This window comes from Brevibacterium rongguiense, from assembly GCF_009857845.1.
Taxonomy (GTDB): Bacteria; Actinomycetota; Actinomycetes; order Actinomycetales; family Brevibacteriaceae; genus Brevibacterium; species Brevibacterium rongguiense.
In genome coordinates this window covers 57,722-83,936 of record NZ_WWEQ01000005.1, presented here as the reverse complement: position 1 = coordinate 83,936, position 26,215 = coordinate 57,722, and the positions used below count along the sequence as shown (strand labels likewise).

22 protein-coding genes and 2 pseudogenes are annotated in these 26,215 nt (G+C 72.5%); 17 read left to right on the top strand and 7 right to left on the bottom strand.

Annotated features, from left to right (window positions below; all coding sequences use genetic code 11):
- Positions 1 to 35: 35 nt before the first annotated feature.
- Positions 36 to 896 carry a DMT family transporter gene (locus tag GSY69_RS02235; protein WP_160952267.1) on the bottom strand — a complete coding sequence of 287 codons (861 nt, stop codon included), beginning with the start codon at positions 894 to 896 and terminating at the stop codon, positions 36 to 38.
- A gap of 435 nt (positions 897 to 1,331) precedes the next feature.
- On the opposite strand from GSY69_RS02235, the gene GSY69_RS02230 reads away from it, so the two are divergent.
- A complete protein-coding gene (locus GSY69_RS02230) occupies positions 1,332 to 4,181 on the top strand; it encodes a YhgE/Pip domain-containing protein (RefSeq protein ID WP_160952266.1) in 2,850 nt (949 codons plus the stop codon).
- A gap of 106 nt (positions 4,182 to 4,287) precedes the next feature.
- Here the strand turns inward: GSY69_RS02230 and GSY69_RS02225 are convergent, their stop codons facing one another.
- The 3 genes and pseudogenes from GSY69_RS02225 to GSY69_RS02215 form a co-directional block, all read right to left on the bottom strand.
- Positions 4,288 to 5,730 carry an aldehyde dehydrogenase family protein gene (locus GSY69_RS02225; RefSeq protein WP_160952265.1) on the bottom strand — a complete coding sequence of 481 codons (1,443 nt, stop codon included), beginning with the start codon at positions 5,728 to 5,730 and terminating at the stop codon, positions 4,288 to 4,290.
- Positions 5,731 to 5,998: 268 nt separating this feature from the next.
- Positions 5,999 to 6,367, bottom strand: a pseudogene (locus GSY69_RS02220) (sterol carrier family protein); the annotation flags it as partial.
- Entirely contained in the window at positions 6,364 to 7,557 is a 1,194-nt protein-coding gene (locus GSY69_RS02215; RefSeq protein WP_160952263.1) for an asparaginase, read from the bottom strand. The gene GSY69_RS02215 and the pseudogene GSY69_RS02220, both read right to left, overlap by 4 nt.
- Positions 7,558 to 7,727: 170 nt before the next feature.
- On the opposite strand from GSY69_RS02215, the gene GSY69_RS02210 reads away from it, so the two are divergent.
- A complete protein-coding gene (locus GSY69_RS02210; protein ID WP_160952262.1) occupies positions 7,728 to 8,069 on the top strand; it encodes a DUF4190 domain-containing protein in 342 nt (113 codons plus the stop codon).
- Between the two features lie 123 nt (positions 8,070 to 8,192).
- Here the strand turns inward: GSY69_RS02210 and GSY69_RS02205 are convergent, their stop codons facing one another.
- Positions 8,193 to 8,711, bottom strand: a complete 519-nt coding sequence (locus GSY69_RS02205; RefSeq protein WP_160952261.1) for a TspO/MBR family protein — start codon at positions 8,709 to 8,711, stop codon at positions 8,193 to 8,195.
- A gap of 75 nt (positions 8,712 to 8,786) precedes the next feature.
- Here GSY69_RS02205 and purD point away from each other — a divergent pair, with 75 nt between their 5' ends.
- Together purD and GSY69_RS02195 are read left to right on the top strand one after the other, a co-directional pair.
- Positions 8,787 to 10,082 carry a phosphoribosylamine--glycine ligase gene (gene purD / locus GSY69_RS02200; RefSeq protein WP_160952260.1) on the top strand — a complete coding sequence of 432 codons (1,296 nt, stop codon included), beginning with the start codon at positions 8,787 to 8,789 and terminating at the stop codon, positions 10,080 to 10,082.
- 140 nt (positions 10,083 to 10,222) lie between these two features.
- Entirely contained in the window at positions 10,223 to 11,140 is a 918-nt protein-coding gene (locus GSY69_RS02195; protein ID WP_160952259.1) for a phosphoribosylaminoimidazolesuccinocarboxamide synthase, read from the top strand.
- 104 nt (positions 11,141 to 11,244) lie between these two features.
- On the opposite strand, the gene GSY69_RS02190 is transcribed toward GSY69_RS02195, so the two are convergent.
- Together GSY69_RS02190 and GSY69_RS02185 are read right to left on the bottom strand one after the other, a co-directional pair.
- Positions 11,245 to 12,612, bottom strand: a complete 1,368-nt coding sequence (locus GSY69_RS02190) for an aspartate aminotransferase family protein (RefSeq protein ID WP_160952258.1) — start codon at positions 12,610 to 12,612, stop codon at positions 11,245 to 11,247.
- Positions 12,609 to 13,088, bottom strand: a complete 480-nt coding sequence (locus tag GSY69_RS02185) for an Lrp/AsnC family transcriptional regulator (protein WP_160952283.1) — start codon at positions 13,086 to 13,088, stop codon at positions 12,609 to 12,611. Before GSY69_RS02185 ends, GSY69_RS02190 begins: the two co-directional genes overlap by 4 nt.
- 316 nt (positions 13,089 to 13,404) lie before the next feature.
- Here GSY69_RS02185 and GSY69_RS02180 point away from each other — a divergent pair, with 316 nt between their 5' ends.
- From GSY69_RS02180 to GSY69_RS02125, 13 genes and pseudogenes are all read left to right on the top strand, one after another.
- A complete protein-coding gene (locus tag GSY69_RS02180) occupies positions 13,405 to 14,922 on the top strand; it encodes an aminobutyraldehyde dehydrogenase (protein ID WP_328698723.1) in 1,518 nt (505 codons plus the stop codon).
- Positions 14,912 to 16,603 (top strand): amidohydrolase, encoded by a 1,692-nt coding sequence (locus tag GSY69_RS02175; protein ID WP_160952256.1) that lies wholly within the window; start codon positions 14,912 to 14,914, stop codon positions 16,601 to 16,603. Before GSY69_RS02180 ends, GSY69_RS02175 begins: the two co-directional genes overlap by 11 nt.
- Positions 16,604 to 16,659: 56 nt before the next feature.
- Positions 16,660 to 17,781 carry an ABC transporter ATP-binding protein gene (locus tag GSY69_RS02170; RefSeq protein WP_160952255.1) on the top strand — a complete coding sequence of 374 codons (1,122 nt, stop codon included), beginning with the start codon at positions 16,660 to 16,662 and terminating at the stop codon, positions 17,779 to 17,781.
- Positions 17,774 to 18,433: an extracellular solute-binding protein gene (locus GSY69_RS14860; protein ID WP_202410743.1), complete on the top strand. Its 660-nt coding sequence runs from the start codon at positions 17,774 to 17,776 to the stop codon at positions 18,431 to 18,433. Before GSY69_RS02170 ends, GSY69_RS14860 begins: the two co-directional genes overlap by 8 nt.
- Positions 18,388 to 18,942, top strand: coding sequence for an extracellular solute-binding protein (locus GSY69_RS14855; RefSeq protein ID WP_202410742.1), 555 nt, complete (start codon positions 18,388 to 18,390; stop codon positions 18,940 to 18,942). The genes GSY69_RS14860 and GSY69_RS14855 overlap by 46 nt, the downstream gene beginning before the upstream one ends.
- Positions 18,939 to 19,838 (top strand): ABC transporter permease, encoded by a 900-nt coding sequence (locus GSY69_RS02160; RefSeq protein WP_160952254.1) that lies wholly within the window; start codon positions 18,939 to 18,941, stop codon positions 19,836 to 19,838. The genes GSY69_RS14855 and GSY69_RS02160 overlap by 4 nt, the downstream gene beginning before the upstream one ends.
- A gap of 1 nt (position 19,839) precedes the next feature.
- Positions 19,840 to 20,700 (top strand): ABC transporter permease, encoded by an 861-nt coding sequence (locus tag GSY69_RS02155; RefSeq protein WP_160952253.1) that lies wholly within the window; start codon positions 19,840 to 19,842, stop codon positions 20,698 to 20,700.
- A 52-nt stretch (positions 20,701 to 20,752) separates the two neighbouring features.
- Positions 20,753 to 22,147: an NAD(P)/FAD-dependent oxidoreductase gene (locus tag GSY69_RS02150; protein ID WP_160952282.1), complete on the top strand. Its 1,395-nt coding sequence runs from the start codon at positions 20,753 to 20,755 to the stop codon at positions 22,145 to 22,147.
- Between the two features lie 23 nt (positions 22,148 to 22,170).
- The gene (locus GSY69_RS02145; RefSeq protein WP_160952252.1) at positions 22,171 to 22,659 is read left to right on the top strand and encodes a pyrimidine dimer DNA glycosylase/endonuclease V; all 489 of its coding nucleotides are present in this window, start codon (positions 22,171 to 22,173) and stop codon (positions 22,657 to 22,659) included.
- A gap of 93 nt (positions 22,660 to 22,752) precedes the next feature.
- Positions 22,753 to 22,986, top strand: a pseudogene (gene purS / locus GSY69_RS14380) (phosphoribosylformylglycinamidine synthase subunit PurS); the annotation flags it as partial.
- Positions 22,987 to 23,150: 164 nt separating this feature from the next.
- Positions 23,151 to 23,891: a phosphoribosylformylglycinamidine synthase subunit PurQ gene (gene purQ / locus GSY69_RS02135; RefSeq protein ID WP_160952281.1), complete on the top strand. Its 741-nt coding sequence runs from the start codon at positions 23,151 to 23,153 to the stop codon at positions 23,889 to 23,891.
- A gap of 64 nt (positions 23,892 to 23,955) precedes the next feature.
- Positions 23,956 to 24,732 (top strand): dimethylargininase, encoded by a 777-nt coding sequence (ddaH, locus tag GSY69_RS02130; protein ID WP_160952250.1) that lies wholly within the window; start codon positions 23,956 to 23,958, stop codon positions 24,730 to 24,732.
- A gap of 20 nt (positions 24,733 to 24,752) precedes the next feature.
- On the top strand, positions 24,753 to 26,210 hold the full coding sequence (locus tag GSY69_RS02125) for a DUF6882 domain-containing protein (protein ID WP_160952249.1): 1,458 nt from the start codon (positions 24,753 to 24,755) through the stop codon (positions 26,208 to 26,210).
- Positions 26,211 to 26,215: the final 5 nt, after the last annotated feature.

Here is a 26,215-nt window from a genome sequence, read left to right as displayed (position 1 = left end):
CCGCGGTCCGCAGGTTCCGCCGTCGGGCTGGGCGCTCAGCCGAGCGCGATGAGCGCGGTGCCCGCGACGACGACCGCGCCGCCCGCCATGCGCGCTCCCAGGCTCTGCTCGCGAAAGAGCAGGCGCGCGAGGACGAGGCCGATCACGACGCTGGTCTCCCGCAGGGGCGCGACCAGGGAGATGGGGGCGCGCTGCATCGCGACGAGCACGAGGAGGTAGGCGGTCGAGGACAGCAGCCCCACGAGCACCACGGTGGCCCCGCGCAGGCGGACCAGCGCCGCGACCAGCTCGCGCCGGCGCAGCGCCGAGGGCGTGAGCAGCAGCGCCTGGACGACACCGCTGAGCCACAGGTAGACGACCGGATGCGGGGCCCAGGCGTTGACCGCGTGGCCGTCGAAGAGCGTATAGGCGGCGATGAAGGCCCCGGTTGCCAGGCCCCAGACGAGGCCGGGGCCCACGCGCGCACCGCCGGCGGGACGGCGCGCGATCAGGAGCGCGATGCCGCCCACGATCGCCGCCGCACCGGCCACCGCCAGCCACCCGGGCCGCTCCCCCAGCACCGCGATCGCCACGGCCATGGTGAGCACGGGGCCGGCGCCGCGGGCCACGGGATAGACGATCGACAGGTCGGCCTTCGCATATCCGGTCTGCAGGCACAGGCCGTAGCCCACGTGCAGGGCGCCGGTGACGATGCCCGCCGCCACCACGGGCCAGGAGAGCGCACCCGGAGTGGTCGCGATGATCCAGCCTGCCGGGGCCGTGAGGAGGAGAGCGCCCGCCAGCCCGTAGGCCCAGACGAAGACCCGGCCGTAGCCGTCGGCGCGCTTGGCGGCGATGTTCCACGCGGCGTGGAAGACCGCAGCCAGGAGGACGAGGCCGAGGACTCCCGCGCTCATCGGCGTCCGCCGGGGCCTGTGGCCGGCCGCGGCGGGGGCTGCTTCGAGCGGGTCACGGCGTCATGCTGTCACACCCCGAGCCGGACCGGGCCCTAACCAAATCGTGATACACGCCACATCTTTTCGGTTTTGGGAGGTCTGTCCGCCGCGGAGGAGTGGGCTGTGCGCGAGCGCTAAAAAGTACGGAAAGTTACATGTAACTAGTGATGCTGTGTACAACCCTGCATCCGGTTGTTGTGCAGCTCACATGTCGCGGTTAGCTTTCTCCAGGAGATCGCACAGCGCGACGGCCATCCCGCAGCGCCGCGATCCCCGCCCGTCGATCCGCTGCGCTGCACCGCATGGATCGCGACGGGGTGCGTCAGGGTCGACGACCGGCCGGCGCGCTCGGCCGCGGTCCGCGGCGGACCTCACTAGACATAGGAGTCTTCTTTGATGTCATTCTCGGCTATCAGACACGGCCTTTCGTCGCGCGTGTCATGGCTGCAGCTGCTGGGCCTCGTGCTCGTGCCGATCGTGGTGGCGGGCGGCTTCGCGCTGGCCGCCTTCAACGCGAACGGCCGGCTCCACCAGGTGCGCGCAGCCATCGTCAACAGCGACCGCACGGTCCGCGTGGACGGGGAGGACGTGAACCTGGGCAAGGAGCTCAGCGACGGTCTGCTCGGCACCAAGGAATCGAACTTCTCGTGGGAGGTCGTCGACGACCCAGCGCAGGCGAACAAGGGCCTGAGCAGCGGCGAGTACGCCGCCACGATCGACATCCCCGAGTCCTTCACGGCGGATGCGACCTCGTTCTCCGGCAAACCCAACGACGCGAACTCCGCGCAGATCGACGTCAAGACCTCCGAGGTGGGGCCCCTGACCGACGCGATCGTCGGCCAGGCCATCGCGAAGACCGCCACGGGCAAGCTCAACAAGGGCGTGACGGAGAAGTACCTCAACAAGCTCTACCTGGGCTTCGGGAAGCTGGGCAAGGGCCTCGAGAAGGGCTCCGACGCCGCGGGCCAGATCCACGACGGCAGCCAGCAGCTCACCGATGGGCTGGGCACCGCGAAGGACGGCACCGCGCAGCTGCGCGAGGGCCTGGGCAAGCTGTCGTCCAACAGCGGTGACCTGCGCGACGGCTCGGAGCAGCTCGCCGACGGCGCCGGCACGGCCGCGAAGGGCGCCGATACGCTCTCCGGCGGCGCCTCGCAGCTCTCCAGCGGAGCCGGGCGCCTCGCCACCGGGCTCGGCACCATGCGCGAGAAGACGAAGGACATGCCCTCGAAGGTCGAGCAGCTCGACGACGGCGCCGGCAAGGTCGCCGATGGCGCGGGCGAGCTCGGCAAGGGCGCGAACACCCTGGGCGACGGACTCGACAAGATCGACGACGGGGCGGGCCAGCTCGAGGACGGCACGAAGCAGGTCGACGACGGAGCGGGGAAGCTCGCCGACGGCTCGAAGAAGCTCGACGACGGCGTCGGCCAGCTGCAGGACAAGTCCAAGCAGCTGAAGGAGGGCATCGACAAGTACACGAACGGCGTCGACCAGTTCCGCACCGCGATCACCGCGGCGCCCGGCGCGAAGAGCGGCCTCGACCAGCTCAAGGACGGCAGTGAGCAGCTCGTCGACGGCAGCGGCCGGCTCAAGCAGGGCGGCAGCGACCTGTCGAAGGGCGCGCAGAGCCTCGAGGACGGCATCGACAAGGCCAGCAGCACGCTGGGCTCCAGCAGGGCACAGCTCAAGCTGGCAGTGGGAGTGCGCGCAGCGCCCGAGAAGATCCGTCAGCAGTTCTGCGAACCCGCTGGGGTGAAGATCGACAGCGAAGACTGCTACACCGTCCTCAAGGGCGTCATCGGCGGCCTCACCGCTGCCAAGCAAGGCCTCGACGACACGAAGAACGAACAGGGCGAGACGCTCAAGAGCGGTGCGCACAAGCTGACGAAGGGCGCGGGCGATCTGTCCGACGGCGCGGGTGACCTCAACACCGGCGCCAAGAAGCTCGACGCGGGCATCGGGACGCTGCGCGACGGCTTCAAGGTGGCCGCGGACCCTGCCGGCGAGCTGGCCAAGGGCGGCGAGCAGCTGCGCGACGCCGGCGTCCAGGCGGTCGACGGCTCGAACAAGCTGCGCGCGGGCTCCAAGCAGGTGTCCGAGGGCGCCGGCAAGCTGGCGGACAGCACCCCCAAGCTGGCCAAGGGCGCGAAGACGCTGCACACGGCGACGGGCACCGCGGCGGCCGGAGCGCGCAAGCTCTCCGACGGCGGCACCAAGCTCTCCGACGGCGCGGAGAAGGTCCACGCCGGCACGACGACGCTGAACAAGGCCGTCCCGGCGCTCGTCGACGGCCTCAAGCAGGCCGACGACGGCGCTGGCAAGCTCGACGAGGGCGGGACGAAGCTCGCGAAGGGCGCCGGCACGCTGGCCGCCGGCAACCGCAAGCTCGCCGATGGCGCGACGAAGCTCAACGACGGCATCGGGCGCTACACCGACGGTGTCGCGCAGGCCGAGACGGGCTCCGTGAAGCTCCACGACGGCGCCGTGCGGCTCTCCGACGGCTCGCAGAAGCTCACGGATGGCTCGGGCAAGCTGCAGACCGCCCTGGCCAAGGGCTCCGACCAGGCGCCCAACTACACGGCGCCCATGCGCGAGCGCATGAAGTCCGTGGCGGCCGAGCCCGTGACGACGCCCGCGAGCACCTCGCTCGTGTCGAACATCGCGGCGATCGCGCTCATCGTGGTGCTCTCCCTGTGGATCGGCGGCCTGGCCACGTACCTCGTGGTGCACCCGATGGACCCGAAGCTCGTGCACTCGGGCGCCCGCACGGCGCGCGTGTACCTCAGGGCGATCATCCCCGGTGCGATCGTGGCGGTGGTCCAGGGCCTCATCATGGGCATCGTGGGGATGCTCGCGTGGAAGACGGGGCTGGCGGACTCGTCCGCGCTCCTCGTCTTCGCGATCCTCTCCGCGCTCATGTTCGCCGCGGTCAACCACGCGCTCGTGTCGCTGTTCGGCGGCTTCGGGCGAGTGATCTCCGTGCTGTTCGTGGTCCTCGCGGTGGCGGCGAAGCTTATGCCCGCCATGCCGCCGGCCCTCGAGGCGATCAGGCCGCTGGTGCCCCTGAGCCCCGTGTTCGACGGGCTCACGGCACTGGCCAGCGGCGGCTCCGGCTTCACGGCGGCGTTCCTCGCGGTGCTCGCCTGGATGGTCCTGGGCGTTGCGGCCTCGTTCGGCGGGATCCTCCTGCGCCGGCACAGCCCGTTCGCCGGGCGCGTGCACAAGCAGCCGGAGGCGATCTACTGAGCGGTGCTGGCTGAGCGGCCAGCGCTCATGCGAGGGGCCCACGACCGCCGGTCGGGGGCCCCTCGCATGCCCGTGCCCCACGCGGCGCGCGGGCCGCGGGCGCGGCTCACAGCTTCACGACGACCGTCTTCGTCTGCGTGTACTCCGCGAATGCCTCGATCGACTTCTCGCGGCCGTAGCCGGACTTCTTGAACCCGCCGAACGGCAGCTCCACTCCCCCGCCCGCACCGTAGGTGTTGACGAAGACCTGGCCGGCCTCGATTGCCGCGGCCATGCGGTGCGCGCGCCCCAGGCTCTGCGTCCACACGGCCGAGACCAGGCCGTAGTCCGTGCCGTTGGCCAGTGCGACCGCCTCGTCGTCGGAGTCGAACTCCGTGGCCACCACGACGGGCCCGAACACCTCCTCGCGGGCGATCTCATCATCGGGCGACACCCCGTCGACCAGGGTCGGGGCGAAGAACGCCCCGCCGGCCAGCGCCTCGGGCAGGCCATCCGGGGAGCGCCCGCCAGCCACCACCTCGCCCGCGGTGAGGCGGTCGAGGAAGCCGGTGACCCGTTCGAGCTGCTTGGCTGAGACGAGCGGGCCCAGATCCGGGTCGTCGACCCCGCGGCCGATCGCCACGCGCCCGAACGCCGCGGCCATCTTCTCCACGACCTCGGCGCGGACGGCGCGGTGGACGAGGAGGCGCGAGCCGGCGGAGCAGGTCTGCCCAGCGTTCTGGATGATCGAGCGCACGAGGCTGGGCACCGCGGCGTCGATGTCCGCGTCCGCGAAGACGACGTTGGCGGACTTGCCGCCCAGCTCCAGCACGGTGGGGATGACGCGGTCGGCCGCCGCGTGCGCGATCTTCGAGCCCGTGGCGGTCGAGCCGACGAAGCCCAGGTGCGCGATGCCGGGGTGGTGGGCAAGGGCGTCCCCGGCCTCGGCCCCCAACCCGGTGATGACGTTGAACGCGCCGGCCGGGAACCCGGCCTCGTGGATGAGCTCGGCCAGGGCCACGGTGCTGCGCGGGGTTTCGTCCGCCGGCTTGGCCACGGCGCAGTTGCCGGTGGCCAGCGAGGTGGCGGCCGCCCGGCCGACGAGCTGGAGGGGATAGTTCCACGCGACGATGTGGCCGGTCACCCCGTAGGGCTCGCGGCGGGTGTAGACGTGCATGTCCCCGCCCAGCGGGATCGTGGAGCCGTAGAAGGACTCGATCGTGTGGCCGTAGAATTCGAAGTAGCGGGCGCACACGTCCACGTCCGCGTAGGCCTGGGCCAGCGGCTTGCCGGTGTCCTCGCTTTCGAGGCGGGCCAGGGTCTCGCGATCGCGGCGGATGAGGCCCGCGGCGGCGACGAGCAGCCGCGAGCGCTCCTCGGGCGAGGTCCGCGCCCAGCCCCGCTGGGCCGCGGCGGCCGCGGTGACCGCCTCGTCGACCTCGGCGGCGCCGCCCCGGGCCACCTGGCATAGCTCGGCGCCGGTGGCGGGGTCGATGTTCGGGTAGGTCTGCAGGGACGGCACGTGCCGCCCGGCGATGAAGGACGTCGTCTGCTTCGTCTGTGCGCTCATGGGCCCATTGTCCATGCGCACCCGCGCGCGGCAGGGCGCCCCGCATGCTGGGATGGGCAGCGCTGGAACCGGCGGCGCTGAGCACTGGGCGCCGGCCAGCCCCGCGCGAGCGGGGCGTTCACACCCCCCGCGGGAAGGCGCACCTGACCCTCCCCGGTCAGTGCGCCTGGCCCTCCGCGGACGGGTCCTGCGCCTCCGGGGCCACCTCCTGCGGCTCGGCCGGCGCATGGGGCACCGCGGTCTGGGCGTCCGCGCCCTCCAGGGGGAACAGCGGCAGGAACCCGCTGAGGTCCGAGCGCACCCCGGACGCCTCCACCGCATGGGCCGCCAGCGCGGCGGTGAAGCCCAGCCGCCCGGTGGCGAGCTCGAGCCACGCCTGGGGCCTGGCCTCGACCACCGTGGGCGGTGTGCCGCGGGTGTGGCGCGGGCCGGGGATGCACTGCGCCACCCCGAACGGGGGCACGCGCACCTCCACGGCATTGCCCGGATGGCGGGCCGCCAGCTCCTCGAGGCAGTAGCGCACGGCCGTCGCCTCGGTCTGCCGATCGACGGCCGCGGCTCCGGAGTCGTGGGCCGCGCTCCACGCCTCGAGCGCGCGCTCGCCGGCCTCGCGTGAAATCCTGCGCCGCGTGCTCACGAGCGCTCCCCCTCCTGGCCGCTCCCCGGCTCCCCGGAGCCGGCCGCATCCGCCGCGCGCCGGCCGGCCCATTCGCGCAGGGCCGCGACCACCGCCTCGCCGGCCACCAGGGTGCCCACGATCGCCGTGGAGCCGTCGGCGCGCGTGCCGCCGGTGACGGGGGGCGTGACGTCGTCGAGGATGGGCAGCACGTCCGCGGCATCGAGCGCGCCCACCGCGACGAGGAGCTCGAGGGCGGTGAACATCGTGGGCCGGGAGGAGCCGTCGAGGCACTTGACGGCCACCGCCCAGCCGGTCGGGGTGGCGATGACGCGCACGCCCTCCGCCCCGCTCTTGGCGAGCACGCCCAGCTCCTCGATGGCCAGCGTGTTCGGCTGCCCGTGGCCCTCGATGGCCCAGGGGCTGCACTGGATCGCGTCCATGAGCGTCCGGGCCTCCGGGGTGCTGCCCGCGGCGACCGCGCCGATGCCGCGCGCCAGCCCGGTGAGCGAGAGCGCGTGGACGGGTGCACCGCAGCCGTCGACGCCCACGGCCGCGGAGCGCTCGCCGCAGTAGTGCTTGATGACCTGGCCCACGCGCCGCTGGATCGCGGACTCGGGGTCCAGGTAGTCCCCGGTGGGCTCGCCGGCGAGCTTCTGGGCCATGAGGAACGCCGCGTGCTTGCCCGAGCAGTTGAAGTACAGCGGGGAGGTGGCCCGCCCGCCCGAGCGCACGGCCACGAGGTTGTCCGGATCCGCCGGCTGCACGGACGGGCACTGAAGGTCGCGTTCGCCCACGTGGACGGAGGCGAGCATCCGCTCGACCACCTCCACGTGCTCGGCCTCCGCGCGGTGCGAGGCGGACGCCAGCACCGCCGCGTCCCCGGACAGCGGCGCCCCCAACTCCATGCAGGCGATCGCCTGCAGCGGCTTGAGGCACGAGCGGGTGAAGACCGGCTCGCCCGGTGCGCCCAGCTCGACGACGGGCGCGCCCGACGGGTCGACGACGACCGCCGAGCCCAGGTGCCGCGACTCGATGAAGCCCGAGCGCTCGACGACGGCGAGCTCCACCGCCTGGCCGGCATCGAAGGTCGCCCTCGCCCGCGGCGGGTCGCCGTCGGCCGCCGAGGGGGCGGTCGAGCGGGGGGCGGGCGCGCCACCCGGTGCCGTACCGGGGGCCTGGGCGGGCGTGGTCTCAGGGCTTTCGCTCATGCGCTTACCCTACGGCCGCACGGCCGCCCGGGCACCCGCACCGGGGGCAAACCCCACCGCAGGACCGCGGCTGGCACCCTGGCCCGGGCGCACGGGGCCGCCCTAACGTGGAACCGCACACAGGACGACCCAGCAGAGCACCGCAGACCCCCAGAAAGGCAGCCACCGCCATGTCCGCACCCAGCCCGGCACCCACCGCCCACGCCGACTTCGCCGCCCACGCCGCTCCGGCCGGCGGCGCGGGCTCCGAACCCGTCCGCACGTGCGGGATCGCCAGCCTCGTGCTGGGGATCTGCTCGCTGCTGTCGGGCTGGACGTTCTTCGTGCCGCTCATCGGCGTGTGGCTGGGCATCCGCTCGCGCCGCCGCGAGCCCGCCGGGCGCACGGTCGCCAACTGGGGCCTCGTGCTCAACGGCATCTGCCTGGCCCTGTGGGCGGTCCTCGTCGTCATCGTGCTCGTGCTGGCGCTCACGAGCGCGGGCTTCGCCCTGGCCGTGCCTTCCGCCGGCTGAGTCCCCGGTGGTGAGCGAGGCCGGGGCACCGGCCCGGACCTGCTACGCGGGGGCAGGGCGCAGGCAGCGGCCGGAGCGCGCGCGACGGGACGCGGCCGCTCTCCGCGAACAGCGGCCGAGCGCTCAGCCCTCGGGGTTGCGCTGCGCGATGGCGGACGCGAGCACGGTGGCGAACGCGCACCAGGCCGGATAGGGGGCGAGCGCCGCGCCGGCGGCCGGGGACTCCTTGCCGATCCGCACGGCCAGCTCGACGGCGGAGGCCGCCAGCAGTGCCGCCTCGGCGGCGGAGAGCGCACGGGCCTCCACCTGCCAGAACAGGTAGGACCACGCGGCGTTGAGGCCCATGTTGACCACGAGCGAGCGGAGGATCCTGCGGCGCTTGGCCTTCGTCTTCGCCTTCGACATGCCCACGGCCGAGGTGACCGCCGTGAGGGCGAACAGGCCGGTCCAGGCGATCGGGAAGACCTTCCGCGGCGGGGCGAAGGCCGGCAGCTCAAGGCGCTCGTAGAGTCCGACCTTGGGCATCGTCGCCTTCGTCCCCGCCCACGCCGCGGCCGCGACGATCGAGGAGGCCAGTGCGAGCCGGCCCATGGCGGCCGCGAGCGACGGGGCGGTGTCTGCCTGCTGCGTGTAGGTTCCCATGGACCGAGCCTACGCTCGCCCGGCCCGCCGGCGCAGCCCAGCCACTCGGCGGGTCCGATCAGTAGACTGGCGGACGTGAAGGTCCTCGTGATCGGGTCGGGCGCCCGCGAACACGCCCTCGTCGCCGCTCTCTCCCGCGATCCCCAGGTGGAGGCGGTCATCGCCGCCCCCGGCAACCCGGGCATCGGGCGCATGTGCGAGACGCGCCCCGTCGACGCCACGGATTCCGCGGCGGTCGTCGACCTCGCCGAGGAGCTCGACGCCGACCTCGTCGTCGTGGGCCCGGAGGCGCCCCTGGTCGCCGGGGTCGCCGACGCGCTGCGCCAGGCGTCCTTCCCGGTCTTCGGCCCCGGTCAGGAGGCCGCGACCCTCGAGGGCTCGAAGGCGTTCGCGAAGGAGGTCATGGCCGCCGCCGGCGTGCCCACGGCCGCCGCGGTGCCCGCCGCCACGGAGGGCGAGGCGCGGGCCGCGCTCGAGCGCTTCGGCGCCCCCTACGTCGTCAAGGCCGATGGGCTGGCCGCAGGGAAGGGCGTCGTCGTCACCGACGACTTCGACGCGGCGCTCGCCCACGCCACGTCCTGCCTGGCGGTCTCCGACCGGGTCGTCATCGAGGACTACCTCGACGGCCCGGAGGTCTCCCTCTTCGTCCTCTGCGACGGCACCACCGCCCTCCCGCTCGAGCCCGCCCAGGACTTCAAGCGGATCGGCGACGGCGACTCCGGCCCCAACACGGGCGGGATGGGCGCGTATTCGCCGCTGCCGTGGGCGCCGCCCGGCATGGTCGACGAGATCGTCGCGACCGTCGCGCAGCCGGTGGTCGACGAGATGGCCCGCCGCGGCTCCCCGTTCACGGGCCTCCTGTACTGCGGGCTGGCGCTCACGCGCAACGGCATCGAGGTCGTCGAGTTCAACGTGCGCTTCGGCGACCCGGAGACCCAGGCCGTGCTCGCGCGGCTGCGCTCCCCCCTGGCCCAGACCCTGCTCGCCGCGGCCGAGGGGCGCCTCGCCCAGGTGCCCGCGCTCGAGTGGGATCCCCGCTCGGCCGTCGCCGTCGTGCTGGCGGCCCACAGCTACCCCGAGGCGCCGCGCACCGGCGACCCGATCTCCGGCCTCGAGGAGGCCAGCGCGCTCGCCGACACTTTGGTCCTCCACGCCGGGACGACGACCTCCGACCAGGGTGAGACCCTCACCGGCGGCGGCCGGGTGCTCTCCGTCGTCGCCCTGGGCGAGGACCTGGACGCCGCGCGCGCCCGCGCCTACGAGGCCGTGGAGCTCATTGGCTTCGACGGCGAGCAGCACCGCGGCGACATCGCCCTGACCGCGGCGCAGGGCCGCGTCGCCGTGCCGGTGCGCACCGGCGCGCAGGGCTGACCCGGGCCCGCGCCTCGGGGGCGGTGCCCAGCCGAGCCGCGCGCGGCGGGCGCCGGCGGCCGTAGACTGGAGCCCCTTCCGCGGCAGCACGGCGCCCAGCGCCGCCGCACCGCTCCTCCCCTGCACAGAAAGGTGCGGCCATGAGCGACTCACTGGACCTGCCCGGCTGGACCCACGCGTACTCGGGCAAGGTGCGCGACATCTACGTGCCCGCGGGGACGCCCGGAGCCGACGGCGGTGCGCAGCTGGCCCAGGCCGAGCGCATGCTCATGGTCGCCTCGGACCGGATCTCCGCCTTCGACTTCGTGCTGAGCACGCCGATCCCGGACAAGGGCGCCATCCTCACGGGCCTGTCGCTGTGGTGGTTCGACCAGCTGGCCGACGTCGTGGGCAACCACGTCCTCGACCTCGACGTGCCGCAGGCGGTGGCCGGCCGAGCGATGATCTGCCGCCCGCTGGACATGTTCCCCCTCGAGTGCGTGGCCCGCGGCTACCTCACCGGCTCCGGCCTCGTGGACTACCGCCGCAACGGCAGCGTGTGCGGTGTGCGGCTGCCCGCCGGCCTGGCCGACGCGGACCGGCTGGAGCCGGCCATCTTCACGCCGGCGACCAAGGCGCAGCTGGGCGATCACGACGAGAACATCAGCTTCGAGAAGGCCACCGACGTGGTGGGCCGCGCGGACGCCGAGGAGCTGCGCGACCTCACCCTTCGCCTCTATACGCGCGCCGAGGAGATCGCCCGGGAGCGCGGGATCATCGTCGCGGACACGAAGTTCGAGTTCGGCCGCGGCCCGCAGGGCCAGATCCTGCTGGGCGACGAGGTGCTCACGCCGGACTCCTCGCGCTTCTGGGATGCGGCCGCCTACCGTCCCGGCGAATCGCAGGCGAGCTTCGACAAGCAGTTCGTGCGCGACTGGCTGACGGGCCCGGACTCCGGCTGGGACCGCGAGTCCGGGGAGCAGCCGCCGGCCCTGCCCGCCGAGGTGGTCGAGCGGACCCGCGAGCGATATGCGTCCGCCTTCGAGCGGATCACGGGCGCGGCCTTCCCGGGGGCCTGAGCGCCCGCCCCTCCGCAGCCGGAGCCCGCCCGCACGCACGACCGGCCCCCGCCACACGGGCGGGGGCCGGTCGGGTGGCCGCCTGGGCCGGGCTCAGCGAACCGTCAGATCTTCTCCCACGCGTTCGTGAGGACCTTGCGGAGGATGCCCTCCATCTCGTCGAACTCCGCCTGGCCCACCGTGAGCGGCGGCGAGAGCTGGATGACGGGGTCGCCGCGGTCGTCGGCGCGGCAGTACAGGCCCTCGTCGAACAGCGCGTTGGAGACGTAGCCCTTGAGGATGCGCTCGGACTCCTCGTCGGAGAACGACTCCTTCGTCTCCTTGTCCTTGACGAGCTCGATGCCGTAGAAGAAGCCCTCGCCGCGCACATCGCCGACGATCGGGAGGTCCTTGAGCTTCTCGAGCGTGGCGCGGAACGCCGGCCCGTTGGTCAGCACGTTCTCGTTGAGGCCCTCGCGCTCGAAGATGTCGAGGTTCTTCATCGCCACCGCGCAGGCCACGGGGTGCCCGCCGAACGTGTAGCCGTGGTAGAAGGTCTCCCCGCCTTTGCCGAACGGCTCGAAGAGCCTGTCCGAGGCGATCATGGCGCCCAGCGGCGCGTAGCCGGACGTGATGCCCTTGGCGCACGTGATGATGTCCGGCACGTAGCCGAAGTCGTTGCAGGCGAACATCGAGCCGATGCGCCCGAACGCGCAGATCGTCTCGTCGGAGACGAGGAGCACGTCGTACTCGTCGCAGATCTCGCGGACCCGCTCGAAGTAGCCGGGGGGCGGCGGGAAGCAGCCGCCGGAGTTCTGCACGGGCTCGAGGAAGACGGCCGCGACGGAATCGGGGCCCTCGAACTCGATCTGCTCGGCGATGCGGTCCGCGGCCCACTGGCCGAACGCCTTCTCATCGCCGTTGAACCGGTCGTCGGCGCGGTAGAAGTTCGTGTTCGGCACCTTGTGCGCGCCGGGGACCAGCGGGGCGAACTGATTGCGCAGGCCGGGCAGCGAGGTGACGGCCAGCGCACCGTGCGGGGTGCCGTGGTAGGCGACCGCGCGGGAGATGACCTTGTGCTTCTCGCCCTTGCCCTGGATCTTGAAGTAGTTCTTCGCCAGCTTGAACGCTGACTCCACGGAGTCGCCGCCGCCGGAGGTGAAGAAGACGTGGTTGAGGTCGCCGGGCGCATAGCCCGCCAGGCGCTCGGCCAGCTCGATCGCCGGCTCGTGGGCATACGACCACAGCGGCATGAAGGCGAGCTTCTTCGACTGGTCGTAGGCGGCCTGCGCGAGCTCCTCGCGGCCGTGGCCCACCTGCACGACGAACAGGCCGGCGAGCCCGTCGAAGATCTTGCGGCCCTTGTCGTCGTAGATGTAGTGGCCCTCGCCGTGCGTGATGATCGGCGTCTCACCGCCCTCGAAGAGGTGCTGGTGATTGGCCATGTGCATCCACAGGTGATCGCGCATCGCACTCTGCTGTTCGGTCGTCATCTGGTCCCCCAGTTGTATTTCTGATTCCACAGTGTCAGGTAGGTCATGGTCTCCGTCTCCCGGACGTGCGGGATCTGGCGAATGGAGTTGAGCACGGCGAGCAGCTCGTCGTCGTCGGCGCAGACGACCTCCGCGAGGATGTCGAACGTGCCCGCAGTGACGACGACGTAGTCGACCTGCGGGATGTCTGCGACCGCATCCGCCACGGGCGTGAGCTCGCCCGTGGCCTTGAGCCCGATCATCGCCTGGCGCCCGAAGCCCAGCTGCAGCGGGTTGGTGACCGCGACGATCTGCATCGCCCCGGCTTCCATGAGCTTCGCGACGCGCTGGCGCACCGCGGCCTCGGACAGGCCCACGGCGCGCCCGATCTCCGAGTAGGTGCGCCGCCCGTCGTGCTGGAGCTCCTCGATGATCCGCTTGGACTTCTGGTCAAGGTGCAGATCCGACTTCGTCAGCTGCAGCCTCCCTCCGGGCATGCGGGCCACCTCCTCGCCGAGCGGGCGTGAGCGCGCCCCGCGTTCGATCGCGGTCACGACCAGCATGAACCGCATTTTCAGTAGATACAAGTCCCTCTTGCAACTGAAAGACCCGATTAGAACTTACCGCACAGCGGAAACAGTAGCGAACGGCTGGCCGTCTGCGCTAGGGTTGCCGCAACCGATTGTGCAGGGGGTCACAGCAGCGCCGCCGCGACGCCCGTGCGGCGGCCACGCAAGCCGCGCGGCCCGCGTCGTCTTCGCAGCTCGCGGCCGCCGACCCCGCCCCCCCCGATCCCCACCCGTCAGGAGCAGCGTGCACCTCATCAACGGAGACCTCGTCGAAGGCCACGGCCCGGCCTACACCCCGGTCAACCCGGCAACGGGCACCCAGCGGGAGAGCTACCGCCTGGCAGACGCCTCCGATGTCGACGCCGCGGTCGCGGCGGCGAAGGCCGCCTACCCCGCATGGAAGCGCGCGCTGCCCGCCGAGCGCTCCACGGCCCTGGGCGAACTCGCCCGCCTCATGGGCGAGCACGCCGAGGAGCTGGCCCGCCTGGAATCGGAGCAGACCGGCAAGTCGATCCGGCTGGCCACGGAGTTCGACGTCCCGGGCTCCGCGGACAACGCCGCATTCTTCTCCGGCGCCGCCCGCCAGCTCGCCGGGCTCTCCGCCGGGACGTACTGGGAGAACTCGACGTCGATGATCCGCCGCGAGCCGCTGGGCGTGGTCGGCTCGATCTCCCCGTGGAACTACCCGCTGCAGATGGCCGCGTGGAAGATCTTCCCCGCCGTCGCGGCCGGCAACACGATCGTGCTCAAGACCTCGGAGATGACCCCGGGCACCACGCTGCTGCTGGGCCGCCTGGCGCTCGAGGCGGGCTTCCCCGCCGGCGTCATCAACGTCATCGCGGGCGACGGCAGGACCGCCGGCGAGGCGCTCATCGCCCACCCCGACGTCGTCATGTCCTCGTTCACCGGCTCCACCGCCGTGGGCCGGCGCGTCATGGAGGTCGCCTCGGCCAAGGGCTCCCGCGTGCACCTGGAGCTGGGCGGCAAGGCCCCGTTCGTCGTCTTCGCCGATGCGGACCTCGAGGCCGCCGCGCGCGGCGCCGTCGCGGGCTCCATCATCAACGGCGGGCAGGACTGCACGGCCGCCACCCGCGCGATCGTCCACTCCTCCCTCTACGAGGCGTTCACCGCCCGCGTCGCCGAGCTCATGGACGGGGTGCGCGTGGGAGACCCGTCCGACCCCGCCACGGACCTGGGCTCGCTCATCTCCGTGGCCCACCGCGACCGCGTGGCCGGGTTCGTCGACCGCGCCCGCGCCGCCGGGGCGACGATCGCCGCGGGCGGGACGATCCCGGAGGGCACGCCGGGCACCCGGGAGGACACCGCCTACTACCGCCCCACGCTCATCACCGGCATCGGCACCGACGCCGAGGTGTGGCGCGAGGAGATCTTCGGGCCCGTCCTGATCGCCATGGCGTTCGAGGACGACGACGAGGCGATCGCGCTGGCCAACGACACCCCCTACGGGCTGGCCGCCTCCGCGTGGACCGGGCAGACGAACCGCGCCCTGCGCGCGGCCGCGGAGATCGAGGCGGGCACCGTCTGGGTCAACGAGCACATCCCGATCGTCTCCGAGATGCCCCACGGCGGCTACAAGGCCTCCGGTTTCGGCAAGGACATGTCGCAGTACTCGTTCGACGAGTACACCCAGATCAAGCACGTCCTCATCGACCAGAGCCCGGGGCCCAAGAAGGAGTGGCAGGACATCGTGTTCACCGCCGCGCAGGCGCCCCGCGACCAGGACGGCGCCGATGAGCGCTGATCCCGCCGCCGGAGCGGCCGCAGGCCCGGCCGCCGGGGCCGGGCGCCCTGCGGTCCAGGACCCCCTCGACCTCACGATCGCGAACGCCGCCGTCTTCGACGGCGAGCGCCTCCTCGACGCGGACACCGTGACGGTCTCCGGCGGCACGGTCACCGGGATCGGCCGCGGACTGGACCCGGTGGGCCGCGTCGTCGACGCCCACGGCGCGCTGCTCGCCCCGGGCTTCGTCGACGCCCACGCCCACCCCGTCTTCGCCGGAGTGGAGGCGCTCGCGTTCGACGTCTCGCAGACCACCTCGGCCGCCGAGGTGCTCGCCGCGGTCCGCGCCGCCCTGCCACAGGGCGAGGGCTGGCTGACCGGCGGCGGATGGTCGATGGCCCACTTCCCCGGCGGCGCGCCGCTGGCCTCCCAGCTCGACGAGGCGGGTGCGGCCGTGGGATCGGATCGGCCCATCCAGCTCATCAACCGCGACCACCACTCCGCCTGGGTGAACACGGCCGCGCTGCGGATCGCGGGCATCGACCGCACCACCCAGCCGCCCCCCGGCGGCGTCATCGAGCGCGATGAGCACGGCGAGCCCACCGGCACGCTCCACGAGTCGGCCATGGACCTCGTGGCGGCCCACATCCCGCCGGAGAGCCCGGAGGAGCTGCGCGCGGGCCTGCTCCACGGCCAGGCGGCCATGCACGGCCTGGGCATCACCGGCTACATCGACGCGATCGTGGGCGACTACTCCGGCCACGGCGACAGCCTGGCGGCCTACGTGGCGGCCGAGGCCGCCGGCGAGCTCACCATGGAGGTCAACGGCTCGCTGTGGTGGGGCCGGGACATCGCCGACGTCGAGGCCGAGGCGGCCCGCCTGGCCGCCCGCCGGGTGGACAGCCCGCGCCTGCGCACCACGCAGGTGAAGTTCATGCTCGACGGGATCGTCGAGTCGATGACGGCGGCCATGGCGCAGCCCTACCGGTGCGCGTGCGGGGGCACGGGGACGCAGTACTTCGCCCGCGAGCACCTGCGCGCGGCCTTCGCGGCGATCTCCGCCGCGGGCCTCGACATCCACTGCCACGCGATCGGCGACGCGGCCTCCACCGAGGCCCTCGACGCCTTCGAGGCGCTTGCCGCCGCCGGCGACCGGTCCGACGCCCGCCACCACATCGCCCACATCCAGGTCGTCGACCCCGCCGACATCCCCCGCTTCGCGCAACTGGGGATCACCGCGAACATGCAGGCCCTGTGGGCGTGCTACGAGGACCAGATGGTCGAGCTCAACATGCCCGTGCTGGGTGAGGAGCGCTCCGGCTGGCAGTACCCGTTCGGCGACCTCGCTCGCGCCGGCGCCCCGCTGGCCATGGGCTCCGACTGGCCGGTGAGCAGCCCGGATCCGTGGCAGGCGATCCACGTGGCGGTCAACCGCAGCCACCCCACAGCGGTCCGCCCCGAGCCCCTGCTGCCCCACCAGGCGCTGCGCCTGGAGACGGCGCTCGCCGCCTACACCTCGGGCTCGGCCCGGCTGGCCCGCACGCACACCGCGGGCCGCCTGCGGGTGGGCGCGCCGGCCGACTTCGCGCTGGCCGATGCCAACCCGTTCGCGCTGCCCGCGCAGGAGCTGCACACCGTGGGCACCCTGCTCACCGCCGCGGGCGGGCGCCTCGTCCACGCGGACCCGCAGGTCACGCTGTGAGCACCGCGCCCGCACCCTCGACCCCATCCCGCCGGAAGCAGACGTAAGGAAGCGCCATGACGACGACCTCCCAGCAGGCCGCGAGCCCCGCCACCACGGGCGGGCGGCTGACGATCCGCGAGATCCGCAAGGACTACGGCGAGCACACCGCCATCAAGCGCCTCGACCTCGAGGTGCGCGCCGGCGAGTTCCTCTCCCTGCTCGGCCCCTCGGGCTGCGGCAAGACGACGCTGCTGCGCATGATCGCCGGCTTCGAGGAGCCCACATCCGGTGCGATCGAGCTCGACGGCGAGGACATCGCGATGCTGCCGCCGTACAAGCGGCCGGTCAACACCGTCTTCCAGTCCTACGCCCTCTTCCCGCACATGAGCGTCGCGGAGAACGTCGCCTACGGCCTCAAGCGGGCGAAGGTGGCGAAGAAGGACATCGGCCCCCGGGTGTCCGAGGCGCTGCGGCTCGTGCGCATGGAGGGCTTCGCCGAGCGCAGGCCGGACATGCTCTCCGGCGGCCAGCGCCAGCGCGCCGCGCTCGCCCGCGCCCTCGTCAACCGCCCGCGCGTGCTCCTGCTCGACGAGCCCATGTCCGCCCTCGACCGCAAGCTGCGCGAGGAGATGCAGCTCGAGCTCATCCGCCTCCACACGGACATCGGGCTGACGTTCGTCTTCGTCACCCACGACCAGGAGGAGGCGCTGGCGATGAGCGACCGGATCGTCGTCATGAACGACGGCGTCGTCCAGCAGATCGGGGAGGCCGAGGAGATCTACCAGGCGCCCGCGAACGCCTTCGTCGCGGGCTTCATCGGCAAGCAGAACTTCGTCGCGGCGACCGTGGGCAACACGGACGGGGACACCACGGTCCTCCACGGCGAGACCGCGGACCTCGAGGTCCCGGTGGCCGCCGCCCGGGACTTCGCCCACGGCATCACCGTCCAGGCCGCCATCCGGCCCGAGGTGGTCGCCGTGGCCCCGGGTGCTCCCGCCGGAGGGACGCGCAACGCGGTGGCCGGCACCGTCGTGGGCGAGTCGTTCCTGGGCGATGTCGTCCAGTACCTCGTGCGGGTGGGCGACCGCGAGGTCCTCGCCCGCGTGCCCGCAGTCGCCGCGCCCGAGGTGCACGAGGGCGACGCGGTCGCGCTGAGCTGGGCGCCCGAGGCCGTGCAGGTGTTCGGCGATGAGTGAGGCGCCCGGCGCGGATGTGCGCATCCTCGGCACCCGGCAGGCCGCCGCGCGCCTGAGCCGGCGCTCGGTGCTCGCGGGCCTCGCCGCGGCGGGGGCGGGCCTCGTCGTCACCGGCTGCGGGCGCAGCGACAGGGTCGCGGCGAACATCGCCCCCGACGGCGAGCTCGAGGACAAGCTCAACATCTACACGTGGGGCGACTACGACGACCCGGCGCTGCTCAAGAAGTTCCGCAAGGACTTCGACGTCATCGTCCAGGTGGACTCGTTCGGCTCGAACGAGGAGCTGATCTCAAAGCTCTCTGCGACACGGGGGACGTCCGGTTACGACATCGTGGTGCCGACTGGGCTGGTGATTCCGCAGATGGCCCACCACAAGCTGCTGCAGCCCCTCGACAAGAAGCTGCTGCCCAATCTGTCGACGATGGACCCGAACTTCCTCAAACAGCCATTCGACCCTGAAAACACGTACTCGGTGTGCAAGAACTGGGGGACGACGGGCTTCGTCTACGACACGCAGGCCATCAATGATGACCTCGAGACCTGGAAGGACTTCGTCACGATGGCCACCGGCAAGGCCTCGGGGAAGGTCGCCGTGCTCGAAGACCCGTGGGAAGCCTCGGGAATCGGCCTCGGGGCGACGGCTACAACCTGAATTCCACGAAGACCTCGGAGCTCGACGCTGCCGAGAAGATCGTCGTCGACGAGTTGGCTCCTCATGTGAAGGCCTACGTCGGATCTGCCAGCACGGCCATGGCACAGGGCGGCTTCACTCTCATGCAGGCCTACAACGGCGACGCTCGCCAGGGGATCATGGAATCCGACGATCCCGACCGCTGGAAGTTCGTCTTCGCGAAGCCGTCGGCCAACCTGTGGATGGACAACTGGGCCATCGCCACGGGTGCACCGCATCCGGATGCCGCGCACGCCTTCATCAACTGGATTATCGCTCCGGACCAGGCGCTCAAGGAGGTCGATTACATCGGCTACCCGACAGGCTCGAAGTCGCTGACGGACAAGAAGGTCGAGGACGAGTTCGACTATCCGGAGCTCATCTTCCCAGCGCAGGAAATTCTCGATCGCCTGACGGCCTCGGAGCTCAACTCCGGCCAGCAGCGGCGCGTCGACATCCTCACGGCAGCACAGGCAAGGAGCGGAGCATGAGGCGGTTTGCAGCGAAGATCCTGGGCCCGGGGGCGCTCGCGTTCCCCACGTGGGCCTATGCGGTCTTCTTCTTCGTCGTCCCGGTGGCCCTCGTGCTGTTCTACAGCTTCGGGTACAAGCCGGACGAATTCACCACGGTGGCCACGGACCGCCTGAGCCTCGAGCGCTACGCGGAGTCGATGACCGGCTCGTTCCTCGCCACGTTCGCGGCGACCCTGCGCATCTCCGTGCTCGGCACGATCCTCTGCCTGCTCATCAGCGTCCCGTTCGCCTACTGGCTGGCCGTCAAGGTCCCGGCGAACCGGCGCGGGGTGCTCCTGGCGATCGTCATGGTGCCCTTCTGGACGAACTTCCTCGTCCGGACCCTGGGCTGGCAGATCATCCTCTCCCCGGACGGCTTCCTGTCCGACGGGCTGCAGCAGCTGGGCCTCCTCTCCGGCCCGCTCAACATCCTCTACACGCGCGCCGCCGTGCAGATCGGCGTGGTCTACAACTACCTGCCGCTCATGATCCTGCCGCTGTTCGTGGCGATGGACTCCGCCGGCCAGGCGCTGCGCGAGGCGAGCTACGACCTGGGCGCCGGGCGGCTGTCCACGTTCTTCCGCATCACGATGCCCCTGGCAATGCCCGGGGTGGCCAGTGGCTGCCTCCTCGTTTTCATCCCCCTGACCGGCGACTACGTCACGGCGACCGTGCTGGGCGGTGCGAACGGCTCGATGATCGGCCAGATCATCGCCAACCAGTTCAACACCGCGCAGAACTGGGCGCTGGGCGCCGCGATGGCGGTGGTCCTCATCCTCGTCACGCTCGCGGTCGTCGCGGTCGCCGCCGCCGTCCTGTGGCTCGGCCGGCTCATCACCGCCCGACTCACCCGCGTCCAGCTCGAGGGGATCTGACATGGCCTACGGCAAGAAGCGCGCGAACACGACGAACGCGCTGTTCACGCTCTGGGGCGTCCTCGTCTTCGCGTTCCTCTTCACCCCGATCGCGGTCATCGTCGTCTACTCGTTCAACTCCGGGCGCGTGCTGGCGGCGTGGAAGGGCTTCGGCTTCAACGCCTACGTCAACGCGATCAACAACGACATCATCGTCTCCTCCGTCATCACGAGCCTCCAGGCGGCCGTGGGCTCCGCGCTCCTGGCCACCGTGCTCGGCACCCTGGGCGGCATCGCCCTGGCCAGGGCCCGCCGAGGCGCCTGGTGGGCCGCCGGCCTCACCGGCATCCTCGCGCTCACGCTTGTGACCCCGGAGATCGTCGACGGCATCGCGTTCCTGCCCTGGTTCGTCACCCTGGGCGTCGACGCGGGGATCGGCCCGTTCAACAACGGCCTGGTCCGGCTCATCGTGTCCCACGCGATGTTCTCCGTCGCCGTCGTCACGTTCATCATCCGCGCCCGGATGGCCGGCATCGACCGCTCGCTCGAGGAGGCGGCCGCGGACCTGGGCGCCAGCCCGTGGCACGCGTTCAAGGACATCACCCTGCCGCTCGCGGCGCCGGGCGTGCTGGCCGGCGGCCTCATGTCGTTCACGCTGAGCCTGGACAACACGATCCTCTCGAGCTTCGTCCAGCAGCCGGGCTACACCCCCTGGCCGGTCTACATCTTCTCCTCCGTGCGCGTGGCCCTGCGGCCCGAGGTCGCGGCGATGTCGACCGTCATGCTCGTCCTCACGCTCGTGGCGCTCGGCGTCGTGGGCCTGGTCCTGCGCAAGTCCGGCGAGTCCTCGACGGCCATCATCAAGACGATGGCCGGCAGCTGAGCACCCCCACAGCCCCTCACAGCCCCAACCGCCCCAGCAGAAAGCGATGCCCATGAACGTCTCCGCGGCCCTGGCCGGAGCCTCCACCGTCCCCTTCTGGCTCGATTCCGATGCTCGCCCCGCCGCGCTGCCCGCGCTGTCCGGCGAGCACAGCACGGAGCTCGCGATCGTGGGCGGCGGGTTCACGGGCCTGTGGACCGCGCTGCTGGCCAAGGAGGCGGACCCGGACCGGCGGGTCGTGCTCCTCGAGGGCGGGCGCGTGGGCTGGGCCGCCTCCGGGCGCAACGGCGGCTTCTGCTCCGCGAGCCTCACCCACGGGTGGGACAACGGCGAGTCCCACCTGCCCGCGGAGAACGCACGCCTGACGGAGCTGGGGTTCGAGAACCTCGACGCCATCGAGGCGGCCGTGGCCCGGTACGGGCTCGACTGCGAGTTCGAGCGCACGGGCGAGATCAACATCGCCACCGAGCCCTACCAGGTCGAGGCGCTGCGCGCGGCCCACGACCCAGAGGCCGGCGAGGTGTGGCTCGACGCAGAGGAGCTGCGCGCGCACATCGACTCGCCGCAGTACCTGGGCGGGCTGTGGGACCAGCGCGGCAACGCGCTCATCCACCCCGCCAAGCTGTGCTGGGAGCTGCTGCGCGTCATCCGCGAGCTGGGCGTGGAGGTGCACGAGGACTCGATCGTGCGCCGCATGGACCGCCGCTCCCGGGCCGCCGGCGGCGGCGTCGACCTGCACACCGACGCGGGCACGCTGCGCGCCGAGCGCGTGGCGCTCGCGACCAACGTCTTCCCCTCGCTGCTCAAGCGCACGCGGCTGCACACCGTGCCGGTCTACGACTACGCGATCATGACCGAGCCGCTCACCGCCGAGCAGCTGGCCGCCATCGGCTGGTCCGGCCGCCAGGGGCTGGCGGACACCGCCAACCGGTTCCACTACTTCCGGCTGACCGCGGACAACCGAATCCTGTTCGGCGGCTGGGATGCCGTCTACCACTACGGCAAGCAGGTCTCCTGGCGCTACGACCAGCGCGCGGAGACGTTCGAGACGCTCGCCCGACAGCTCTACGAGATGTTCCCGCAGCTCGAGGGCGTGCGGTTCAGCCACAAGTGGGGCGGGGCGATCGACACGTGCTCGCGCTTCTTCCCGTTCTTCGCCACGGCCCACGGCGGCCGGATCGCCTATGCGGCGGGCTTCACCGGCCTGGGCGTGGGGGCCTCGCGGTTCGCCGGGCGCGTCATGCTCAACCTGCTCTCCGGCGGGCGGACCGAGCTCACGGAGCTCGAGATGGTCAGGAAGATGCCGCTGCCCTTCCCGCCCGAGCCGCTCGCCTGGGCCGGCGTCAAGCTCACCACCGCGGCCATGGTCAAGGCCGATGAGAACGAGGGCCGCCGCGGCCCCCTGCTCAAGGCCCTCGACGCGATCGGCATGGGCTTCGACAGCTGAGGGCACGTGAGACTCTTGAGCCCATGAGACTCTGGTCGCTCGATCCCAGCCTGCTCGACCGCCGCGGGCTCGTCGCCTGCTGGCGCGAGGCGCTGCTCGCCCAGAAGGTGCTGCGCGGGCTCACGCGCGGCTACCGCAGCCACCCGCAGCTCGAGCGCTTCCGGGCACAGGCGGATCCCGTCGCGGCCGTCGGCGCCTTCCTCACGGGCCTTCGCGCGGAGGCCGATGCCCGCGGCTACGCGTTCGACGCCGCGCGCATCGCGGTGCCGGCCGCGGTGCCCCCGCCGGCAGGCGCGGCCCCGGTGGCGCCGGGCCCGGCCCTGGGGCCGTGGGCGGGCGCCATGGCCGTGACCCGCGGCCAGCTCGACTACGAGCGGGACCGGCTGGCCGCGAAGGTCTCCGAGCGCGACCCGGAGTGGTTCTCCGGCCACCTCGCGCACCTCGGCGCAGCAGCGCCCCACCCGCTGTTCACCGCGGTGCCCGGCCCGGTCGAGGGGTGGGAGCGGCAGTAGGCGGCCGTGCCCCTGACCGCTCGAGCGCAGCACGGCCCGCGGGGCCGTTGATAGACTTCATCCGCAGCCCGCCCCCTCTCAGCTAGGAGCACCATGGGACACGTCGTCGTCGAGGTCATGCCGAAGCCGGAGATCCTCGATCCGCAGGGCAAGGCGATCGGGTCCGGGCTGCACCGCCTGGGCATCGAGGGGTTCGAGGTGCGCCAGGGCAAGCGCTTCGAGCTCACGTTCGACGGGGAGGCCACCCCCGAGGTGCTCGCCCAGATCGAGCAGGCGGCGACCGCGCTGCTGTCCAACCCCGTCATCGAGGACGTCGTGGCCATCCGCCCCGAGTCGATCGACGACGCCCCCGACCACCCTGCCACCCCCGTGGGCGCCTCCTCGGACGCCGTCGCGGAGGCCCAGGCCCACGGCGGCGCCGCCCAGGCTGACGGCGCGCAGGCGGGTGCGCAGTGAGCGACCGCAGCGCCTACACGGCCGGCGGCCCGCTCATCGGCCGGGCCCGCGGCGACGCCCCGGCGCCCGGCGCGGCGGACGCGCGGATCGGCGTCGTCACCTTCCCCGGCACCCTGGACGACCGCGATGCCGCCAGGGCCGTCGCCCTCTCCGGCGCCCAGCCCGTGCCCCTGTGGCACGGGGATGCGGACCTGCAGGGCGTCGACGCCGTCATCCTGCCCGGTGGCTTCTCCTACGGCGACTACCTGCGCGCCGGCGCCATCGCCCGCTTCGCGGCGATCATGGACTCCGTCATCGACGCCGCGCGCGGCGGCCTGCCGGTCCTGGGGATCTGCAACGGCTTCCAGGTCCTCTGCGAGGCCCACCTGCTGCCCGGCGCGCTCGTGCGCAACGAGGACCAGCACTTCATCTGCCGCGACCAGCGCCTGCGCGTGGAGAACGCGCAGACGGCCTGGACGAGCGCCTTCGCCCCGGGCGAGGAGATCCTCATCCCGCTGAAGAACGGCGAGGGCGGCTACCGGGCCGAGGCCCACGTCCTCGACGAGCTCGAGGCCGCAGGCCGCGTCGTCGTCCGCTACGCGGGGGCGAATCCGAACGGCTCGCAGCGCGACATCGCCGGCATCGCCAACGAGCGCGGCAACGTCGTGGGCCTCATGCCCCACCCCGAGCACGCCGTGGAAGCCGGGTTCGGCCCGGACACGGACGCCGGGACCCGCACGGGGCTCGACGGCCAGGGCTTCTTCACCTCGGTGCTGGACGCCCTCGTCCGCGCCTGAGGGATCCCAGCGGACGGGCCGCACGGCGCCGCCGGGGACTACGCTCGGGGACTACGCTGAGGGCATGGAGAACACGCACCCGCAGCCCCCGTACCTGCTGGTCCGCCGGCCCGCAGCGAGCCTGGCCGATGGCATCGTGACGTTCCGCGAGCGCGAGCCCGTGGACCTCGCGGCCGCGCGCCGCCAGTGGGAGGCCTACGTCGAGGCCTTCCGCTCCCGCGGCTGGGGCATCGTCGAGGTCCCGGTCGCCGATGACCTGCCCGACTCCGTCTTCGTCGAGGACACGGTCGTCATGTTCGGCGAGCGCGCCGTCCTGACCAACCCCAAGCAGCCCACCCGCAACCCGGAGACCGGGTCGGTCGCGCAGGTCCTCGAGGAGCTCGGGATCCCGTACGACCGGATCGCCGCGCCGGGCACCCTGGACGGCGGTGACGTGCTCAAGGTGGGCTCCACGGTCTACGTGGGCCTGTCGGGAACGACGAACGCGGAGGGCATCGCCCAGCTCGCCGGCTTCGTCGAGCCGCACGGCTACCGGGTGGTCACGGTGCCGCTGACGAAGGCGCTCCACCTCAAGAGCGCGGTCACCGCCCTGCCGGACGGCACGGTCATCGGCTACGCCCCCGTCGTCGACGACCCGGATGCCTTCGAGTCGTTCCTGCCCGTGCCCGAGGAGTCCGGCGCCCACGTCGTGCTCAGCGGCGACACCCTCATCATGGCCGCAGACGCCCCGGAGTCGGCCGCCCTGCTGCGCGAGCGCGGCTGGGACGTCGTCGAGGTCGACGTGGGCGAGTACGAGAAGCTCGAGGGCTGCGTCACGTGCCTGTCGGTGCGCGTCCGGTGAGCCGCGGCTAGGCTGAGGCCATGACGAACACCCCTGGCGACGACTCCCTGCAGGAACTGGTCAACCGCGCCGTCTTCATGTCCACGGACGCGCAGATGCGCTTCGAGCAGCGCATCGCCGAGCGCGCCGACGACTGGGATGCGGACTTCTCCGAGCAGCCCGCGCTGCGCTTCGGCTCCGAGGACCCGGTCGTGCTGCGCCCCCACCTCATCGGCTCGGCCGATTCCGCCTACGGCACGTGGCGGTGGGGCTGGTCCGAGGAGAACGACTGGCCGCTGCCGGTGGTGGAGCTCGCCCACGAGGTGCGGGCGCGCGGCGCCCGGGAGGGCGTCGCCGAGTTCGGCACGGAGGAGTTCGACGCCAAGGACGAGGACGCGCTGCGCCTGACGCTCGCGGCGAAGGCCGTGACGGGCCGCTGGACCCACTTCCCGCTGCCGGTGGGCACCACCACCGTGTGGCTGCTCGTCGACGGCGACGGCATGGAGGCCGGCGAGCCGGAGATCCGCGCCATCGTCAAGGCGATCGCGGCGGGCCTCACGCTCACGGACGTCTCCGACCACGAGGCCGCGCTGCGCTCCTACGCCCGGCTGCGCGGCTTCCCGCTCGCGGACCTGCCCGGCGGCGGGCTGCGCATCCTCGCCTCCGACGGCAGCGCCGACGTCACGTTCGACGACAAGCACCGCCTGACGAACTGCCAGGTCCACCAGCCCCTCGAGGGCGAGGCCGCGGTCCAGTTCGCGCGGGCCTCCGGCGCCACGGTGCCCGCCCCCGCCCACCCGAGCGAGACCAGCGCTCACGAGCCCCAGGAGTCCACTGTGGACCATCCCGCGAGCACGAACCCGCCCCGTCCCGACGATGTGAGCTCCGAGGACAGGCGCTCCGAGCCCGAGGTGGTCGTCGAGCCCGCCGTCACACCCACCGTCGAGCCGGCGACGCAGGTCGATGAGCGCGATGAGCGCACCGTCGAGCGCGCCGCGGACGTCGTCTCCGACTCCACGACCGCCGATGCCGGCGCCCGTGCCGAGTCCGCCAAGCCCGCCGCCGCGGCCCAGGACGCGGACACCGGGCTCACCGAGATCCCCACCTCGGACGGCTCCGTCGAGGTCACCCGGACGGAGGCCGGCGAGGCCGCCGCCCCCGCGGACGCCGACGACGAGCCGCTCGTGTTCTCCGATGACGGCATCGTCGACGACGACGCCCCGGCACCCGAGGCCGCGCCGGCAACTGCGGCGACGCCCGAGCCCGCAGCCGCCCCGGTTCCCGAGCCCTCTCCCGAGCCGCGCGCCCAGCCCACCGAGCCGGCGACCCACGAGGATGACCGTGACGCGGCGGCCGTGGACCGCGACGCGGACGTCGTGGCCGACTCGACCACGGCGGATGCCGGCGCGCGCGCCGAGGGCGATGCCCCCTCGGCGGCCAAGCAGGACACCGCCGCCGATGAGAAGAAGGGCTTCTTCCGCCGCCTGTTCGGCCGCTGAGCCGG